The sequence below is a fragment of the Ulvibacter antarcticus genome, from assembly GCF_003688405.1.
In the GTDB taxonomy this organism is placed as follows: domain Bacteria; phylum Bacteroidota; class Bacteroidia; order Flavobacteriales; family Flavobacteriaceae; genus Ulvibacter; species Ulvibacter antarcticus.
The window spans coordinates 26,948-45,669 of the sequence record NZ_REFC01000012.1 but is presented as its reverse complement, the minus strand read 5'-3'; the positions used below and the strand labels follow the sequence as shown (position 1 = coordinate 45,669).

General features: G+C 37.4%; 17 protein-coding genes. 7 read left to right on the top strand and 10 right to left on the bottom strand.

Annotation, left to right across the window (positions count from 1 at the left end):
• Positions 1 to 108: 108 nt before the first annotated feature.
• The 4 genes from BXY75_RS05115 to rpsA form a co-directional block, all read right to left on the bottom strand.
• Positions 109 to 444 (bottom strand): ribonuclease Z, encoded by a 336-nt coding sequence (locus tag BXY75_RS05115; RefSeq protein WP_121906654.1) that lies wholly within the window; start codon positions 442 to 444, stop codon positions 109 to 111.
• Entirely contained in the window at positions 434 to 1,372 is a 939-nt protein-coding gene (locus BXY75_RS05110; RefSeq protein WP_121906653.1) for an aspartate carbamoyltransferase catalytic subunit, read from the bottom strand. The genes BXY75_RS05115 and BXY75_RS05110 overlap by 11 nt, the downstream gene beginning before the upstream one ends.
• Positions 1,373 to 1,460: 88 nt before the next feature.
• A complete protein-coding gene (gene pyrR, locus BXY75_RS05105) occupies positions 1,461 to 2,000 on the bottom strand; it encodes a bifunctional pyr operon transcriptional regulator/uracil phosphoribosyltransferase PyrR (protein ID WP_121906652.1) in 540 nt (179 codons plus the stop codon).
• A 399-nt stretch (positions 2,001 to 2,399) separates the two neighbouring features.
• Complete coding sequence (gene rpsA / locus BXY75_RS05100; protein WP_121906651.1) at positions 2,400 to 4,427, bottom strand: 30S ribosomal protein S1; 2,028 nt, start codon at positions 4,425 to 4,427, stop codon at positions 2,400 to 2,402.
• 307 nt (positions 4,428 to 4,734) lie between these two features.
• Between rpsA and BXY75_RS05095 the strand changes: the two genes are divergently transcribed.
• Complete coding sequence (locus BXY75_RS05095) at positions 4,735 to 5,184, top strand: META domain-containing protein (protein WP_121906650.1); 450 nt, start codon at positions 4,735 to 4,737, stop codon at positions 5,182 to 5,184.
• A gap of 396 nt (positions 5,185 to 5,580) precedes the next feature.
• Here the strand turns inward: BXY75_RS05095 and cmk are convergent, their stop codons facing one another.
• The 3 genes from cmk to lon form a co-directional block, all read right to left on the bottom strand.
• Positions 5,581 to 6,273: a (d)CMP kinase gene (gene cmk / locus BXY75_RS05090; RefSeq protein WP_121906649.1), complete on the bottom strand. Its 693-nt coding sequence runs from the start codon at positions 6,271 to 6,273 to the stop codon at positions 5,581 to 5,583.
• Positions 6,273 to 7,295 carry a type IX secretion system protein PorQ gene (gene porQ / locus BXY75_RS05085; protein ID WP_121906648.1) on the bottom strand — a complete coding sequence of 341 codons (1,023 nt, stop codon included), beginning with the start codon at positions 7,293 to 7,295 and terminating at the stop codon, positions 6,273 to 6,275. The genes cmk and porQ overlap by 1 nt, the downstream gene beginning before the upstream one ends.
• A 246-nt stretch (positions 7,296 to 7,541) precedes the next feature.
• The gene (gene lon, locus BXY75_RS05080) at positions 7,542 to 9,992 is read right to left on the bottom strand and encodes an endopeptidase La (RefSeq protein ID WP_121906647.1); all 2,451 of its coding nucleotides are present in this window, start codon (positions 9,990 to 9,992) and stop codon (positions 7,542 to 7,544) included.
• Positions 9,993 to 10,384: 392 nt separating this feature from the next.
• Here lon and BXY75_RS05075 point away from each other — a divergent pair, with 392 nt between their 5' ends.
• The 4 genes from BXY75_RS05075 to BXY75_RS05060 are packed head-to-tail and all read left to right on the top strand — an operon-like array spanning position 10,385 to position 13,331.
• A complete protein-coding gene (locus BXY75_RS05075) occupies positions 10,385 to 10,939 on the top strand; it encodes an RNA polymerase sigma factor (RefSeq protein WP_121906646.1) in 555 nt (184 codons plus the stop codon).
• Positions 10,936 to 11,481, top strand: coding sequence for a hypothetical protein (locus BXY75_RS05070; RefSeq protein ID WP_121906645.1), 546 nt, complete (start codon positions 10,936 to 10,938; stop codon positions 11,479 to 11,481). The genes BXY75_RS05075 and BXY75_RS05070 overlap by 4 nt, the downstream gene beginning before the upstream one ends.
• Positions 11,465 to 12,547, top strand: coding sequence for a hypothetical protein (locus tag BXY75_RS05065; protein ID WP_121906644.1), 1,083 nt, complete (start codon positions 11,465 to 11,467; stop codon positions 12,545 to 12,547). Before BXY75_RS05070 ends, BXY75_RS05065 begins: the two co-directional genes overlap by 17 nt.
• 55 nt (positions 12,548 to 12,602) lie before the next feature.
• Complete coding sequence (locus BXY75_RS05060) at positions 12,603 to 13,331, top strand: head GIN domain-containing protein (RefSeq protein ID WP_121906643.1); 729 nt, start codon at positions 12,603 to 12,605, stop codon at positions 13,329 to 13,331.
• 80 nt (positions 13,332 to 13,411) lie between these two features.
• Here BXY75_RS05060 and BXY75_RS05055 read toward each other — a convergent pair whose 3' ends face one another.
• The 3 genes from BXY75_RS05055 to BXY75_RS05045 all read right to left on the bottom strand — a co-directional run bounded on the left by BXY75_RS05055 (position 13,412) and on the right by BXY75_RS05045 (position 17,136).
• Positions 13,412 to 14,830, bottom strand: a complete 1,419-nt coding sequence (locus BXY75_RS05055) for a DUF6252 family protein (RefSeq protein WP_121906642.1) — start codon at positions 14,828 to 14,830, stop codon at positions 13,412 to 13,414.
• A gap of 52 nt (positions 14,831 to 14,882) precedes the next feature.
• Positions 14,883 to 16,205, bottom strand: a complete 1,323-nt coding sequence (locus tag BXY75_RS05050; RefSeq protein WP_121906641.1) for an MFS transporter — start codon at positions 16,203 to 16,205, stop codon at positions 14,883 to 14,885.
• Positions 16,206 to 16,317: 112 nt separating this feature from the next.
• On the bottom strand, positions 16,318 to 17,136 hold the full coding sequence (locus BXY75_RS05045; protein WP_121906640.1) for a M48 family metallopeptidase: 819 nt from the start codon (positions 17,134 to 17,136) through the stop codon (positions 16,318 to 16,320).
• Between the two features lie 179 nt (positions 17,137 to 17,315).
• On the opposite strand from BXY75_RS05045, the gene BXY75_RS05040 reads away from it, so the two are divergent.
• Positions 17,316 to 17,843 carry a collagen-like protein gene (locus BXY75_RS05040; RefSeq protein WP_121906639.1) on the top strand — a complete coding sequence of 176 codons (528 nt, stop codon included), beginning with the start codon at positions 17,316 to 17,318 and terminating at the stop codon, positions 17,841 to 17,843.
• A gap of 3 nt (positions 17,844 to 17,846) precedes the next feature.
• Positions 17,847 to 18,332 (top strand): peptide-methionine (R)-S-oxide reductase MsrB, encoded by a 486-nt coding sequence (gene msrB / locus BXY75_RS05035; protein ID WP_121906638.1) that lies wholly within the window; start codon positions 17,847 to 17,849, stop codon positions 18,330 to 18,332.
• Positions 18,333 to 18,722 lie beyond the last annotated feature (390 nt).

The window sequence follows — 18,722 nt, the reverse complement described above, 5'->3', positions numbered from 1 at the left end:
CGCAGTGGTCAGTGGTCAGTGGTCAGTATTTAAAAGTAAATTTAAATATTTTATCGGTAAACTGAAAATTGAGACTGTAAACTAATTTTTTGACAGCAAACTGAAAGCTCAAAAGCCCAGATCCCGTTCTATCTCCTCCATTTCAACGATATCCCCTGCTTCCAATAATGTTGGAACAACGATCATCTCCATAGGGATGTCATCAACGTCAATAGTATCGTTTACTATTACAAACGAATGTTTTGTGGATCTATGATAGTTGGATAGTTTCAATAAGAGCAGCAATTGCGTTAATTCCAGTGATGTATATTTTATTAGATCGATTACCAAATTGTCATCGGCGTATTTGGCAGGCACGATGCGCTCCAGATAAGAAACGAAATCGTTAATATCATCTCTTTCATCTTGTAGTATGATGTAATTATCGTGTTTTTTAATCTTCATGGGGTTTTATTTTAGAAGCGAGCAAATACAATACCGCCATTCTTACAGCCACTCCATTCTGCACCTGATCCAAGATGATAGCCTGTTTGCTATCGGCAACGTCACTTGTAATCTCCACCCCTCTATTTATAGGCCCGGGGTGCATTACAACAATTTCTTTATTTAAGGAGTCGAGCAGTGCTTTATTCACTCCATATTGTTGGGTGTATTCTCTAGTTGTTGGGAAATAACTGATGTCCATCCGTTCGTTTTGAACACGAAGCATATTAGCAACATCACACCATTCTAACGCTTTACGTAAATTGCCTTCCACTCCTACTCCAATTTTATCTATATATTTAGGTAATAGTGTTTTAGGCCCACATACTTTAACTTCTGCTCCAAGCTTTTGAAGTGCAAAAATATTAGATAATGCTACTCTTGAATGTAATATATCGCCAACAATCACCACCTTTTTTCCTGCCACATCTCCTAACTTTTCACGAATCGAATACGAATCCAACAAGGCTTGGGTTGGGTGCTCATGTGCGCCATCTCCGGCATTTACAATACTGGCATTTACATGTTTTGCAAGAAACACCCCGGCTCCCGGATTTGGGTGGCGCATTACAACCATATCTACTTTCATAGACAGGATGTTATTTACGGTATCAATAAGTGTTTCCCCTTTCTTTACAGATGATGAAGCAGCAGAGAAATTAATGACGTCTGCCGATAGTCTTTTTTCTGCTAATTCGAACGAAAGACGGGTTCTTGTACTGTTCTCGAAAAAGAGATTGGCGATTGTAATATCTCTAAGTGATGGAACTTTTTTAATGGAACGATTGATCACTTCCTTAAAATGATCTGCCGTTTCGAAAATGAGATGAATGTCATCTTCGGTGATGTATTTAATTCCTAATAAGTGATTTACACTTAGTTCTTTCATTAGTTTTTTTCTAAAAAACGCTATAGGCGATATGCTTTATGCTTTAGGCGCCTATAGCTTATAGCCCAAAGCCTATGGCGTAATAACCTTAGTTATTTACCAAGTATACCGCATCTTCTCCATCTTGTTCTTTCCAACACACTTTTACTTTTTCATCTCCTATGGCGTCTACCTGTCTTCCTCTATAATCCGGTTGAATGGGTAAATGACGGCTAAATCGCCTATCGATCAGCGTTAAGAGCTCAATCTCCATCGGGCGCCCAAATGATTGCACGGCTGTTAATGCAGAGCGTATACTCCTCCCAGTGTACAACACATCATCGATAAACACTAGTTTTTTATCTTCAATAACAAAATCAATTTTTGTTTTGTTTGCTTCAAGGATCTTATTACTTCTTCGGAAGTCATCTCGGTAAAAAGTAATGTCTAAATACCCTAACTTGAGATCTTTCATTTTATAATCGGATTCAAGAATACTTTTCAGTCTTTCTGCCAGGAATACGCCTCTGGGCTGGATTCCAATTAAAACGGTATTTTCGAAAGTATCGTGATTTTCAATTAATTGACAAGCCAGACGTTGAAGCGCAATGTGCACTTCGGTTGCGTTTAATAACACTTTTTGGCTCATAGGGTAGTCTGAATGATTATTCAGGATACAAATTTACTATTTTTTTAAGTAATTACAGTAAAAGATTGGGGGTGACTTAAAAGACCCCTCCGCCCTTTGGGCACCTCCCCTCATTGAGGGGAGGAAATATCATTATTTAATTTGACTTTAGATTAAAACTTTCCTCCCCTTATTTTAAGGGGAGGTGCCGAAGGCGGAGGGGTTTCCCGCGTTAGGGATAGAGGGAAATACCGCGTATGACCGAAAGCCCGGTCGTGAAGTGTCGTGAAGTGAGCTCTGCTCTACTTCACGGCTACTTTACGGAACGCCCAAATACTTCTGCGCTAAAGCTTCGAAGTATTGTATAAAAAAAGCCTCTCATTTCTGAAAGGCTTTCAAATTATTTAAAATGTATGAGAATTACTTCTTCCCGTCCATTTTATCTTTAAGAGCTTGAAGTGCTGAGTTAGCATCCCCTAATGTAGGTTTTGCTTCATCTGCTTGTGCAGCTTGCTTCTTAGCAGCTTGCTTCACAATCTTCGCTTCTTCTTCTTTATGGATTGCCATGTGAGATGCTACCACTTTCTTGAATTCTTTGTTGAACTCAATAATTTGGAATTCTGCTTCTTCACCTTTCTTAAGCATGTTCCCGTCTTCCTTTTCAAGATGACGTGTTGGAACGAAAGCAGAAATATCTTCATTGAAGTTAATCACAGCTCCTTTATCAACGATCTCGTCGATAGCAGCAGTGTGCTTAGTTCCCAATCCGAATTCAGCTTCGTACTTATCCCAAGGGTTATCCATTGTTTGCTTGTGACCTAAGCTTAGCTTACGACCTTCAACATCCAATTCTAACACAACAACCTCTAGTGTATCACTAATATTTGTGAACTCACTTGGATGCTTGATTTTCTTAGTCCAAGAAAGATCACTAATATAGATAAGACCGTCGATTCCTTCTTCTAACTCGACAAATACACCGAAGTTAGTGAAGTTACGAACGATACCTTTATGATTAGATCCTACTGGATACTTCTTAGTAATATCAGTCCATGGGTCTGGAGTCATTTGCTTGATACCAAGAGACATCTTGCGCTCTTCACGGTCCATAGTCAATACAACTGCTTCAACCTCATCACCAACATTTACGAAATCCTGAGCGCTACGCAAGTGCGTAGACCAAGACATTTCGCTAACGTGGATAAGACCTTCAACACCTTCAGCAACTTCGATAAATGCACCGTAATCAGCGATTACAACTACCTTACCTTTTACTTTGTCACCAACTTTAAGTTCCTCACCTAAAGCATCCCAAGGATGAGCGTTCAATTGCTTAAGACCTAATTGAATACGTGTCTTGTCTTCATCGAAGTCAAGGATTACAACATTCAGTTTCTGATCAAGCTCAACGATCTCATTCGGGTGATTGATACGAGACCAAGAAAGGTCTGTAATATGTACCAAACCATCAACACCACCAAGATCAACGAATACTCCGTAAGAAGTGATATTTTTAACCACACCTTCAAGTACCTGACCTTTTTCAAGCTGTCCGATAATTTCTTTTTTCTGCTCTTCGATATCTGCTTCGATAAGCGCTTTATGCGATACAACAACGTTTTTGAATTCGTGATTAATTTTAACCACTTTGAATTCCATTGTTTTTCCAACATAGATATCGTAATCACGGATAGGCTTCACATCGATTTGCGATCCCGGTAAGAATGCTTCAATACCGAAAACATCTACGATCATACCACCTTTAGTTCTGCATTTCACAAAACCATTAACGATAGTAGCTTCGTCGTGAGCCGCATTTACGCGATCCCAAGCTTTTATTGTTCTAGCCTTACGGTGAGAAAGGATTAATTGTCCTGTACTGTCTTCACGTACATCAATTAATACTTCAACAGTATCTCCAACCTTAAGATCCGGATTGTAACGGAACTCATTTAGAGAAACTACACCTTCACTCTTTGCGTTGATATCGATAATAGCATCACGGTCTGTGATAAATACTACAGTACCATCTACTACTTCATCATCTAAAGTATCTACAAAGTTTGCGGCAACTAATTTTTCGAATTCTTCTAACTTACCATCATCTACAGGGTCGATTCCCTCTTCGTAGTTGTGCCAGTTAAAATCTGTTAAGAATTTTTCAGGATTGCTCTCTTTAAGAGAAACTTCTTCCTTAGGTTTTGAGTCTTTTTCAACATCTTCAGTCGCAACTTCTTTCCTAGGTTTTGAGTCTTTTTCAACTGTTTCAGTTGCAACTTCTTCCTTAGGTTTTGAGTCTTTTTCAACTGTTTCAGTTGCAACTTCTTCAACAGCTACAGTTTCTTCAACTTTTTTCTCCTTTGCAGGTTTCTTAGCGGTTGTTTCTTTTTTTGCTTTAGTAGCTTTTTTTTCTACTGTAGCTTCTTCTTTGTTTGCTTTATCAGCCATTTTGTAAATTGCGTCCTTTCAATTTAAAATAAAATCGTCTCGGACGGTTTTGTATTCTGTGTTCTTACCAGATTTTACTGCAACTATCCCACAGAAGGGTTTTTATAGTTTTTGTTTTGACTGCCTTTTAATCCGGTCTTGTTGCTAAAAGGACTTGAAACTCGAAAGCATTTCTGCCTAAGAGGGGTGCAAAAATACTATTTATCTTTCTATTTTCAAAGGGTTTATCTTCGGAAAGCTTAAATTTTTGATAAATGTTTTTTGGATCGTTTCTTGCTCTTTACTTTTATATAAAAATCAGATTCTTATGTCTTTAAAATATATACTATCTATTGCACTTATAGCAACCTTTACTTTTTCTTGTAATTCTAATAAAAGCATGACAAAGCCCGACACAAACCCCTCCACTCAACTCCATGATATTTGGGCTTTAAACGCGTTGAACGGTGAAGAAATTAAGCGTGAAGAATCTAATGACCGTCAGAGTTTTCCCATGCTTGAAATCTTTGTTTCTGAAAAGCGTATTGGCGGTAATGATGGTTGTAATGCGATCTTCGGAAGTATTGAAAGCTTAGATGCTACTTCTATTTCCTTCGGAAAAATGGGTGGCACCAAAATGATGTGCCCTGATATGAAACTTCCAAGTGCCTATATGAAAGCTATGGGTGCTGTTACTTCCTATAAAATTGAAAATCTTCAACTACATCTTTATAATGCGGAAGGAGACGAGGTGTTGAAGTTTTTGAAAGTGGATTAACTTATTTACATATTAGTGCTAAAAGATATTGCATTATTACTTTAAAAAACCCCTCCGCTGTTGGCACCTCCCCTTGAAATAAGGGGAGGAAACGTATAAGTTTATTTCGTAATTATATAATCAAATAAAAGCCCCCTTCGAAGGGGGTTGGGGGATGTTGTTCTCGATACAAATTCCAAGCTCGCTATCGCAGCTTACAATTCACTCGAACTGACTATGGTCCAAATTAATGCTTAGAATACGCTGCGGATTACTCGAACTGACGAAGGTCGTTAAGCTAATCTATAAAATATAATACAAGTGTCACTTCGAGTGATCCGCCAGCGGCGGATTGTATCGAGAAGTCACTCAAACTGACAGAGATTGAGTATTTATCAATGATAATTGAACATTTTTTTAGATTCTACCAGCAATACGGTCTTTCGCTAATTGCAGTATGGTGTGAAACTGATCTTCCAGGTTCATCTCGCTGTTGTCGACTTCAATGGCATCGCCTGCTTTGCGTAAAGGAGAATCTTTTCTAGTGGAATCTATATGATCGCGTTCCTTTACGTTTTCAAGCACTTCATTAAAAGTTACTTTGTCACCTCTATCTTGAAGTTCTTTGAAACGACGGCTAGCCCGGGTTTCGGCTGAAGCATTCATAAATATTTTTAATTCGGCATTTGGAAAAACGACGGTCCCTATATCACGACCATCCATAACAACGCCTTTCCCCTCTCCCATTCGTTGTTGCTGTTCCACCAGCTTTCTTCTTACTTCAGAAACAGTTGCAATCGGACTTACATACTCCGAAACTTCCATGGTTCTTATCTGTTTTTCAACATTTTCACCCTTCAGAAAGATCTCGGCTTTTCCTTCGGCATTTTTTCTGAACTCCAACGTAACTTCCGGCAAACTATCAATTAACTTCTGTTTATCGAATTGTGTTTCCGAAATGAATCCCTTCCGAAGTGCAAAAAGCGTAACTGCCCTGTACATCGCACCACTATCCACATATACATATTCCAACCAATCGGCTAATTGACGTGCTACCGTACTTTTTCCTGTGGAAGAATAACCGTCTATAGCAATGGTAATTTTGCTCATTATTGAAGGTTTATGTTTAATCCGAAAAAACTAGAAGTGGCTGCAGAACTATATTTTGAATAAGAATAACTCAATCTTAAATAATTAAATTTTATGGAAAAGCCTGCGCTAAGACCTGCAAACGCGCGTTTCTCTATGATTCGAAGTTCCTCTCCGCGACGAAGGTTATACCCAAGACGAAGGTTAAATCCGCTTTCTGGAAATATTTCAATTCCGAGGATCATATGGCGAAATGCATTGTCGATAAAATTAATTTTTTCATCAGTTACATTACCTTCCAAATCTACCTGTGCCCTATTCGGGTTGGCAAAAGCGATATTCCATTGCTGCATATTCTCTAAAGTGAAATGCCAACGGATAGGGATGTTCTCAAGTGTTTGGGAGATTCCGAAGATAAGTTCAAAAGGAAGATTCTCAATTTGAGTTTCATAAGGTTTTATTTGAGTCCCTAAATTTCGTGCAACACCGGTAATATTTAGATCCCAATCTTCATAAACATACATCACACCAATATCCAGCGCAACTCCATAAGAAGAATAGTTTTCTAAAGTGGATGAAATAATCTTCAAGTTTCCTCCTACATGAAAATCTGTAAACGCGATATTTCGTGCATGTCCAACAGAAAGTGCCACTTCACTCCCACTAAAGCTATCTGTAGCATTTCCCTGTTCGTCGTAGCCTGCAAAGTTTCCGTAGTTCACATAATTGGCTCCGACATGTAAAACCTGCGTTCGTCTATCCCATAAATAAGCATAGGCAGCGGTTCCATAATTTACATCACCAATATAATTAGTGTAATTAAGCGACAACTGATTATCCATTTCAGGATTAATCGATGCAGGGTTAAAAAGCCCCTGAGTTGGGTCGTAATCGTAATTTGTCACCACTTTTCCACCTAAAGCAGCTTGTCTTGGGGAATTTACCAGATTCAGAAATTGATAAGTAGATCGTCCACCAATCTGCGCTATACTTGAAGTAGCGAGTAAAAGTGAGGTAATAAAGAACAAAACCTTTTGGTTCATTGGGACGATATACGTATTCCTGAGTTAAAACGAATGCAAGTATAATTTATTTTCAGCGTACTAAAAAGAGTTTACAGTATTGAATAAAAACGATGTGTAGAGAAGCTATCTATTAAAATAAATCATATTAAATGTCAGATCGAGCGCAATAGACACCCACTTACTATTAAATAAGCTTAGAGTTCTCGACTGCGCTCGAACAGACAGAAAAACTTATATTTAAGATTTCCTCATTTAAATTAAATATTAAAGCTTCTTAGCATTTTTCACCTTCTCCTTTGTAAGTGCTAATGTCAATACATCGCTCATCTCCTTTACATAGTGAAATTTCAAGCCTTTGAGATATTCGGGTTTAATTTCCTCAATGTCTCGTCGGTTGTCTTCACATAATAAGATTTCTTTAATTCGGGCACGCTTGGCAGCAAGAATTTTCTCTTTGATTCCGCCAACAGGTAGTACCTTTCCTCTTAACGTAATTTCACCAGTCATGGCGATGCTTTTCTTCACTTTTCTTTGCGTAAACAAGGAAACAAGAGAGGTTAACATGGTAATTCCCGCACTCGGACCATCTTTCGGCGTAGCTCCTTCCGGTACATGAATATGTACATTGTACTTTTCAAATACTTCCGGATTAATCCCTAGCACATCAGCATTCGATTTAATATACTCAAGTGCAATTGTCGCTGATTCTTTCATCACCTTACCGAGGTTCCCGGTCATATTTAACGACCCTTTTCCTTTAGATAAGATCGATTCGATGAACAGTATATCTCCTCCAACACGAGTCCATGCAAGGCCAGTAACAACTCCCGCTACATCATTATTTTCATATTTGTCACGTTCCAATCTTGGAGCGCCTAATACTTCAATAATTACATCGTTAGTTACTTTCACTACATATTCCTCCTCCATCGCAATATTCATGGCAGCATATCGCACCATTTTTGCAATCTGCTTTTCTAAGCTACGCACTCCGCTTTCACGAGTATAGCCTTCCACGATCTTTTCTAGTTGTGGTTTAGCGATTAACAGATGTTTCTTTTTAAGACCGTGTTCTTCCAATTGCTTCGGAAGTAAATGTCGTTTTGCGATCTCTACCTTCTCTTCAATCGTATATCCAGAAACGTTGATGATCTCCATACGATCTCTCAACGCCGGCTGAATGGTACTTAAACTATTTGAAGTAGCTATAAACATTACCTTCGACAGGTCGAAACCAAGTTCAAGGAAATTATCATAAAACGAATTGTTCTGCTCTGGATCTAAAACTTCAAGCATTGCAGACGAAGGATCCCCCTGACTACCTACCGATAACTTATCTATCTCGTCCAATACAAAAACAGGATTGCTTGTTCCTGCCTTTTTAAGACTTTTTATAATACGTCCCGGCATAGCACCAATATAGGTTTTACGATGCCCGCGAATCTCTGCTTCATCTCTCAATCCACCTAGCGACATACGAACATATTTTCTACCTAAAGCCTCAGCTACAGATTTACCTAATGATGTCTTTCCAACTCCCGGAGGTCCGTAAAGACAGAGAATAGGCGATTTCATATCGTTTCTAAGCTTTAGAACTGCCAGATACTCAATGATTCTCTTTTTAACATCGTCAAGACCATAATGATCCCTATCCAGAATTTTTCTGGCACGTTTTAAATCGAATTTATCAACGCTGTATTCATTCCATGGAAGCTCGAGCATCAGATCCAGATAATTCCTCTGAATGCTAAACTCGGCCACCTGTGGGTTCATGCGTTGTAATTTTGCGAGCTCTTTAGTAAAGTGAGTTTCGACTTCTTTATTCCAATTTTTGGATTTCGCCCGAGCACGCATTTCTTCTATTTCTGCTTCAGAATTGTTCCCGCCCAACTCTTCCTGAATAGTCTTCATTTGTTGATGCAAGAAGTACTCACGCTGCTGCTGATTGATATCACTATGTACCTTCGACTGAATATCATTGCGAAGTGACAACTTTTGCAGCTCGAGATTCATATAACGAAGTGTTTCCATGGCACGCTCTTTCAAGTCGTTTATTTCAAGGAGTTTTTGTTTCTCTTTAACTGAAATATTGAGGTTCGAAGAAACAAAGTTGATTAGAAAAGAATCACTTTTAATGTTCTTTATTGCGAACGAAGCCTCCGAAGGGATATTCGGACTATCTTTTATGATCTTTAGCGCTAATTCTCTTATGGAAATTATAATTTCTTTAAACTCAGCACTCTCTCTTGCTGGTTTCGCCTCTGCTACATCAACGATCGTTGCCGTTAAGTAAGGTTCGGTTGTAATTACTTCAGAAACCTGAAAACGTTTTGTCCCCTGTATAATGACGGTTGTATTACCATCTGGCATTTTTAGTACACGAAGAATCTTAGCAACTGTTCCTGTAGCGTTGATATCCTCAATTCCCGGTTCCTCTTTTTCCTCTTCTTTTTGGGAAACTACACCAATAATCTTGTTTCCTTTATTTGTTTCATTAATCAGTTTTATCGATTTATCGCGTCCAGCCGTAATTGGAATAACAACACCTGGGAATAAAACAGTATTTCGTAAGGGAAGAATTGGTAAAACTTTTGGTAACTCCTCATTATCCATTGCTTCTTCATCTTCTGTAGTCATTAAAGGAATAAATTCTGCATCATCCTGTAGATCTTGTAATGACAAACTGTCTATTGAAGTTAATTTTGATTTAGCCATATATTGATTTAAGACATTGTGTCACAATTTAGTGCAACACAACCTTTATACTTTTAATTTATAATAGTTTCTTTTCTGAAAACAGCTGAAACACAGCTATTTTATATCGTACTATAGTATATAAGTCAACATTTATGCCACCCTATCTCTACATTCTTTTATAGCTGAAGCTTCATATATAAGAAAGCACTTTTTTTCACAAAGGATTGTAAAGTCATAGAAGTTTCAGAAGTAGACAAATCACTTTTACGAATGCTTCAGACGCTTTGTAGCATTTAATTAATCTGCGAATATCAGGATTTAGCAACCACTTCAGAATAACTTCAGAAAAAAAAACAATAAAGTGTAACAAATCGAAGCAAGGAGTATCTTTATACCAAACAACAGATTTTTTGACACTAACCAAACAGAATATCGAATCGTTACTTGTTCTTTGCCAGAATGAAAATCAAATGGCTCAATTGGAAGTGTATAACCGCTATCAAAAAGCTATGTTCAATGTCGCAGTACGTATAGTAAAAGATAGTGCTGAAGCTGAAGATGTTATGCAGGAATCGTTTATTACTGCATTTGCAAAGTTGAGTTCTTTTAAAGGAGACGCAACTTTTGGGTCTTGGTTAAAGCGAATTGTAGTTAACAACGCCATCACTCAATACAAGAAATCGAAAAGATTTGTGGGATGGCCTGAGGAAGGAATAAAAGATGAAATTGACGAAAGCTATGACGGCTTAACAGACGAAGATTACACACACACTAAAGCTTCAGAAGTAATGCGATGTATGGAATCCTTAAATGAAAATTATCGTGCTGTTTTAACGCTACATTTTATTGAGGGGTTTGATTATGAAGAGATCTGTGACATTTTAAAGATTACAAATGCAAATTGCAGAACAATGATTTCAAGGGCTAAGGAAAGTTTGCGAAAAAAATTAATTGTAACAACATGAAAAAAAATACTATAGAAAAGCTATTTGAAGGATTGGAAGGAAGTTTTGATGTACATGAAACTCCTAATAATCATCAAAAAAGGTTTCTTGAGAAACTGAATAAGAAGCAAGAACCTACTGTAAGAAAATTGAACTGGTGGAAACCACTTTCCATCGCAGCAACGATCGCTGTAATTCTTGCCATCGGTTCTATGTTTATGAAAACAGAAGCTGTAGAAACAGATTTGGCGAGCGTTTCGGCCGAAATGAAGCAAACTCAATCCTTCTTTACCACAACCATCAACGATGAATTGGCAAAATTAAAAAGTTTTGAAGATCCACATTCTAAAGAATTAGTTACAGATGCGCTTCGACAAATCGAAATCCTTGAATCAAATTATGAAGGACTTAAAAAGGACCTTGCAGCTAGCGGGAATGATAAGCGAGTGATCTACGCTATGATTTCCAACTTTCAAAGCAGAATTGAACTTCTGGAGCAGGTTATTGAAAAAATAGAAGAAATTAAAATTCTAAACACTTATCGAAATGAAACTACTATATAACACTTGTATCTTAATCTTACTTCCGGTCTTGGTTATGGCCAATTCTGTGAAAGGAGGTGATGGTTATTCTAAGGAAAAAACCATTAAAAAAGAATTTAAGGTGAATAAAAATGCGCTCTTGTTGGTAAATAACAGTTATGGTAATATTGACATTGTCACTTGGAGCGAAAACCGAACTGTCATTGAGGTTCGTATTAAAACATCATCAGACAGTGAGGAAAAAGCACAAAAGAAACTGGATGATATTACCATAGAGTTTACGGCATCTTCATCGCAGGTTTCTGCTAAAACCATTTTCAATACAAGTAAAGATTCATGGAAAATTTGGGGAAATAGTAAATCGCATGTTTCCATGGAAGTACATTACACCATTAAACTTCCTGTTACTAATTCGGTTGATTTGGATAACGATTATGGTGTAGTAAGCATCAACAGACTAGAAGGAGATGCGCGAATTGATTGTGACTATGGTCAATTACTGATCGGAGAATTAATGTCTGATAATAACGATCTTAATTTCGACTATACTAATAAATCCACTATTGCCTATCTTAAAAATGGAAAGATAAACGCAGATTATTCAGACTTCACCTTAGAAAAAGCAGGCAATCTTGAATTGACGGCAGATTATACACAATCAGAAATTTTCGAGGTGGGAAACATCAATTATAATTGTGATTATGGGAAGGTGTCTATCGGAAAAGCGAATGACATTATAGGACGTGGTGACTATGTAACGAATCGTATTGGAAGTGTCAAGGGTGGCGTAAATTTAAATACCGATTATGGTTCAATAAAGATTGAACGGCTTATGGGCAGTGCAAAAAATGTAACCATAAATGCCGAATACACAGGAATCAAACTTGGTTTTTCTCACGATTATAATTTTGATTTTTATGTAGATCTTACCTATGCCGGATTTAGCGGAGAGGATGACGTAATCGTTACAAAATCGGATAAGCATAGTTCAAGAAAAGACTATGCTGGATATCACGGGAAAAAAAATAGCGGCAATACGATTCGAATTAAATCGAATTACGGGGGCGTCACTTTTTATAAAAATTAATGTTTAACTAACTTCGGAAAACAAAGTAATTTGTATCCGGTAAATCCATCAAACAATGAAAACAATAGCAAAAATAACAATGGCGGTAGCGCTCACACTAATCAGTTTTTCTGAAGCAACCGCACAAAAAGGAAAATTTATCACTGGAAGTGGCAATGTAACAACTGAAACGACATCTACTTCAGATTACGACAAAATTAACGTTGTAGGCTCTATGGATGTACATCTCGAAAGCGGATCGGAGGGATCTATAAGTGTAACCACCGATGACAATCTGCACGAAATAGTAGAAATTTCTTCCGATGGGAATACACTCATCATCAAAATTATAAACAATGTTTCGTTTAATTCAAAAAAAGGGATTCATGTAACAGTTCCGTTTAAAGAAATAAGCGCCGTAAGTTTGGTTGGATCGGGCGATGTGTCGTCTAAGGATACTATTAAAAGTAACATGTTCGAATCAAGTTTAACAGGTTCCGGTGATATTGTTTTATCTATCGATAGTTCCAATGTAAATGCAAAAGTAACAGGCTCCGGTGATATGACCCTTTCAGGTACTGCAGATATACTTGAAGTAAAAGTAACCGGAAGTGGTGATTTTGAAGGGAAATCTCTTAAGTCTTCAAACACCCAGGCCTATGTTTCAGGATCGGGTGACATTAGTGTCGACGCATCAAGTTCTCTTAAAGCAAGAGTAAACGGTTCCGGGACAATTAAATACTCTGGAAACCCAACAACTAATGATAAAAAAGTAAGAGGCTCAGGAGATATAAAAGCGATATAAGCTAAGTTATATTTAAAACAAAAAAGCCTTCTCATTCCAAGTATCGGAATAGAGAAGGCTTTTTTTAATTGTGTAAATACCTACGGAAGCGTCAATGAAAAGGTTCCGTTTGTAATTTCAAAAATATCTTGACTTACACCAAAAGGATCCGTAGCCGTGAATGAAAAAGTTCCTTCAATGTCACCAGTTAATGTATCATAGCTCGTAATAGTAAGAGTACCCGTATTAGACCAAAATGGAAGCCCACCACCAGTTAAATCTGGGTTATAAGATCCAATTTTCTCATTCCCGGTTGAAGGGGTAGGGGTCATATCATAAGTGCCAACTGCAATATCCTTTGGGAAAATTATCGATAGATTTTTATTGTCAACAGTGTTCGTGATAATATTTACAACCGGAGTTCCCGAAAAGACAGAATTAATTATTGTCACACTTTCCGGCTCATAGGCTACACCATCTACATCGGCCGTAAACGGACTTGGACCACTACCAGGAATACCTTCAAAATATAAGGTAAAACTTCCTCCTGTAACAGAGACAACAGTTGGATCACCTCCTAATGGGTCAGATCCTGTAAATTGGAAAGTCGCTTCCACAATACCTTCTTCTGTATCTATGTTAGTTATGGTAATTGTTCCAGGGCTGGATGTTAAATTCTCTCCTCCAGTATTTGAGTTGTACAATCCAATTATATCTGTACCATCCGAAATAGCGACCATATCAAAGGTGCCTTCTCCCGAAAATAATGGGAAATCAATTCGGATTAATGCATTTGTAGACGTTTTAGCAACAATTTTCATCATATCGACACCAGAAATTGCTGTGATAGTAGTTGTTATAGTATCTTCTACAAATTCTACTCCTTCGATCAAGGCAAAAAACTCGTCTTGAGGGTCGCCGGTACCACCACCTCCTCCGCCACCGCCACCGGTGTCGTCAAGAACATATGGAATGGCATTGAAAATACCTAAGGATGCAGAAATTGTATCGACTATCGGATTGCCATTCGAATCTAAAACGGGATCTCCATTAGCATCTAATTGAGCTCTTTTTCCAATAAAACTAAATGTTCCGGAAATTGTTAGTTCGGTACTATTTAATTCAGAAATATTCAATTGACCTGAACCTCCTAAAGAACCTGTAGAAATATATGGGTTGTTCGCACCAGCCGGGTAATAAGTTGCACCATTGTCGGTTCCACTTCCTGCGATTAGATTAAAAACTCCAATACCACCTTCTTGCGCCACTAGTGTAATCGTCTCGCCAGTCACGTCATTAGTTCCTGTAATTGTAAGTAAATTTTCGCTTGATAGCGTTGCTCCTGCAAGAGTTGCAAGAAATTCCTCTCCTTCTATTTGTGCTTTAAATTGACCTGGTTCCACCTGGGTAGGGTCGCCAATTTGTATAAATTCTCCTGTTAACGGCTCGTCTTCACATCCCACAATAAGGAATGCTAAAATAGTTATAGATAGCCAATTAAAAAGTTTGAGTTTCTTCATAAGTAGTTTGTTAACTTTTGTAATAACCGCAAACTTAAAGAAAAATTGTTTATTAATTCGAATTTCTTGGCACTCTAAGGAGCAAAATTACACCTATAATAAAAAAGACTATAAAAAATAAGATTGCGTATCTAATGCTTCCGGTTATTTGAGCGACATAACCATAACTTAGCATTCCTATTACAATTCCAATCTTTTCAGAAACATCATAAAAACTAAAGTACGAAGCCGTATCTAATGCGTTTTCAGGAATAAACTTCGAATAAGTCGACCTGGAAAGCGACTGAATTCCTCCCATCACAAGTCCGACAAATGCCGCTGTAAAATAAAACTGAAACGGTGTTGTGATCGTGAAAGCATAGACACAAATGCAGATCCAGATAAGATTTAGAACAATAAGTGTATTTATATTTCCAAATCGAGCTGACGATCTGGAAGTAATAAATGCACCCAGGACGGCTACCAATTGAATTAGCAAGATACTTACAATAAGTCCGGTTGTTGCATTAGTATCACCCCAATCCAGCTCTTCAATTCCAAAGTAGGTCGCCACCAACATAATTGTTTGAACAGCCATACTATAGACAAAAAATGCTCCGAGATACCGCTTTAATTTAATATCACTCTTAATCTTATTCCAAATAAGTTTTAGCTCCTTAAAGCCATTAAATAAAAGATTTTTGGTGAATTTTTCCTGTTTATTTCCCTTCGGAAGATGATAATAAGTGTATTGACTAAACCCTATCCACCATAAACCTGTTAGCACAAAGGAAAGTCGCGTAGGAAGTGCTTCATTTTCAAATCCGAAGCTATCGTACATCATAATCATCGCTAAACAAATAAGTAATAAGATCACACTTCCTATATAACCAAGTGAGTATCCTTTCGCACTAATCTTATCCTGCTGCTCCTTAAAGGCAATATCAGGTAAATAGGAATTATAAAATACTAAACTCGCCCAGAATCCAATTAACGCGAGAAAATAGCAGAGTAAACCAAACCATAAATGATCCATATTGAACCAGTAAAGCCCTATACAAGAAGTTGCTCCCAGATAACAGAAAAACTTCATGAAGATCTTTTTGTTTCCAACGTAATCTGCAATACCACTTAATAAGGGGCTAAGAATTGAAACCACTAAAAAGGCCGCTGCTGTAACGATGCTTATTAAGGTGTCATTATTGAAGTCGAACCCAAGAAATGTAACAGTGTCACTTAAAATACTCCCATCTTCATTTTTAACAATAGTAAGAGCTCCATAAAAGATAGGAAATATTGCAGAGGCAATCACTAAACTATATACCGAATTCGCCCAATCGTAGAAGGCCCATGCATTGAGTAATTTTGCGCTTCCTTTAGGTAGGTTTTGCTTCATATAAAAAAGTTAAGATTTAACCTGTTCAACATACTTCAGAAAGAATCAGGTATGAATAAAAAAATCCCGCTTTAATAGCGGGATTCTAAAGTACTAAATAAAAATGAACTATTTATTTCTTGAATTTGGTTACTCCAAATTTTGCGGCTTCCGCTTTCGCTTCAGGAACCCATAGCGTAATGTTGTTAATCCTTGTCTGATTAGAAGGGTGTGTACTTAGTATTTCAGGCGGAGCGCCTCCCCCTTGCTGACTCATACGTTCCCATAATTGCGCCGCAACAATAGGATCGTAACCTGCAAGTGCCATCAATGTTAAACCAATTCTATCTGCTTCTGTTTCATGACTTCTGCTAAACGGTAACATAACTCCAACCGCACTTCCAATACCATATGCCTGATTGAAAAGGTTTTGGTTTTTAGGGTCATTACTCAAGGCAATATTTCCTGCTACTGCACCTACTTGTTGTAATTGATCAGCACTCATTCGTTGCTGACCATGATTTGCTAAAGCGTGAGCTACTTCATGTCCCATAACCGCAGCTACACCTGCTTCATTTTGTGTAATTGGAAGAATTCCCGTGTAGAAAACAATTTTTCCTCCCGGCATACACCATGCATTAACCGCTGGATCATCAACCAATTTATATTCCCACTTATAGTCCTTTAGATATCCAGCATAGCCGTTTGCTGTTAAATAACGTTCTGCGGCAATAGAAATTTTCTGTCCTACATTCGTTATCATGTTTGCATCAGAGGTCCCGGTAATAACTTTATTAGTATTCAAAAATTCATCATACTGTTGAAAAGCCATTGGTAAAATCTGAGAATTGGGCACTAATGCCAGTGTTTGCTTTCCGGTAAATGGATTTGTAGTACATGCTACTACCAAAATAAATACCGCGAGGATGGAGAGTGTTTTTTTCAAAATCATTGTGTTCGTTTTAAAGTATAAAAGTAAATAGTTTACGCAACTTACAGGTAAAAGATACTAATTTTTCATAGCGATGTAATCGTATTTTCGATAAGATTAACAAAAACTCAGCCAAAATATAAATTGTAGCTTTGTAAAAAACTGGAACAACTTTTGATATCTTTAAAAAAAACATTACTATGAAACATATTATTCTATTTCTGGCATTAAGTTCAACTATTTTATTTTCATCATGTGAAGGCCCAGAGGGACCTCCGGGAGAACCGGGAGGACTAGTCTACGGGCAGGTGTTTGAAGCCAATGTTGATTTTGATTATGATGCAATATCTCTGACATTTATATCACCCTTCGTCACATTTCCGATTGAAGTGTTCGAAAGCGACGTGATTTTAGCGTACCGCTTTGAAGGTACAGAAACTGTAAATGGAGAAGTTGTTGACATTTGGAGTCCGTTACCAAGAAGTTTATTCTATCAGGATGGTACCAGTGACATTTTCGAATACAGCTTTAATCACACTTACTTTGATGCTCAATTTGTGATAGATGGAAACTTTGATCTTACTACAATACACCCAGATTTTCTAGATAATCAAATCTTCCGTATTGCTGTTATACCCGCAGAATTCGCGAAAACGACCCTTTCTATGGAAGAGTTATTGAAAGTTTTAGATATTAATCCGACAGATATTGAAAGAATTTCAATATAATCTATGAAAAAGCTATCATTATTATTTTTAAGCATCTTATTTATAAGCTGTAATTCTACAGCTCAGGATAAAAAAAGCACACAGGAGGCTGAATTTCCTATTGTAAAATCGGAGGCTGAATGGAAGAAAGAACTTACCGAAATGCAATATTATGTATTGCGAGAAGCCGGTACAGAACGCGCTTTTACCAGTCCGTTAAACAAGATTTATGAACCCGGAACTTATGTGTGTGCAGCTTGTCAAACACCGCTTTACAAAGGTAAAGACAAGTTCGACAGTGGAACAGGTTGGCCAAGTTTTGATCGTGTAATTGAAGGAAATGTTGCTTTCGACACCGATAACAATCTCGGTTATACACGTGTTGAAGAGCACTGTGCAACTTGTGGCGGACATTTAGGTCATGTATTTGATGATGGTCCTAAAGAGACCACGGGTAAAAGACATTGCATCAATGGCGCTGCCTTATCATTTATACCTCAGGATAACTAGATAGCACTCAAAGAATTAAACTATAAAGTACTTTTTCTGTCCAACTATAAACCATTAAATTTTATAGTCATGAAAAAGTACTTATTTTTTATTGCAATCTTTCTTTTTTCCTTTACCTCTTGCGCACCTAGAATTGTTAGTCCGGCGCCTTCGACCAAGGTCGTAGTGATTAAAAAAGCACCCAGACAACATAAAGTAGTCTTCGTAAAAGGAAAGCGTTACTACAAATGGAACGATCAATATCACCGCAAAACTCGATTCGGTTATATAGTTGTTCGTTTCTGAAAATCTTTCCGAAGCAAAAACAAAAATTATTATTTATTAATAGATCGGTAAAAAGGCGTGTTTTTTGATGCTTTTTTGTTTCGTTCCACTTACATTTTGTAATTT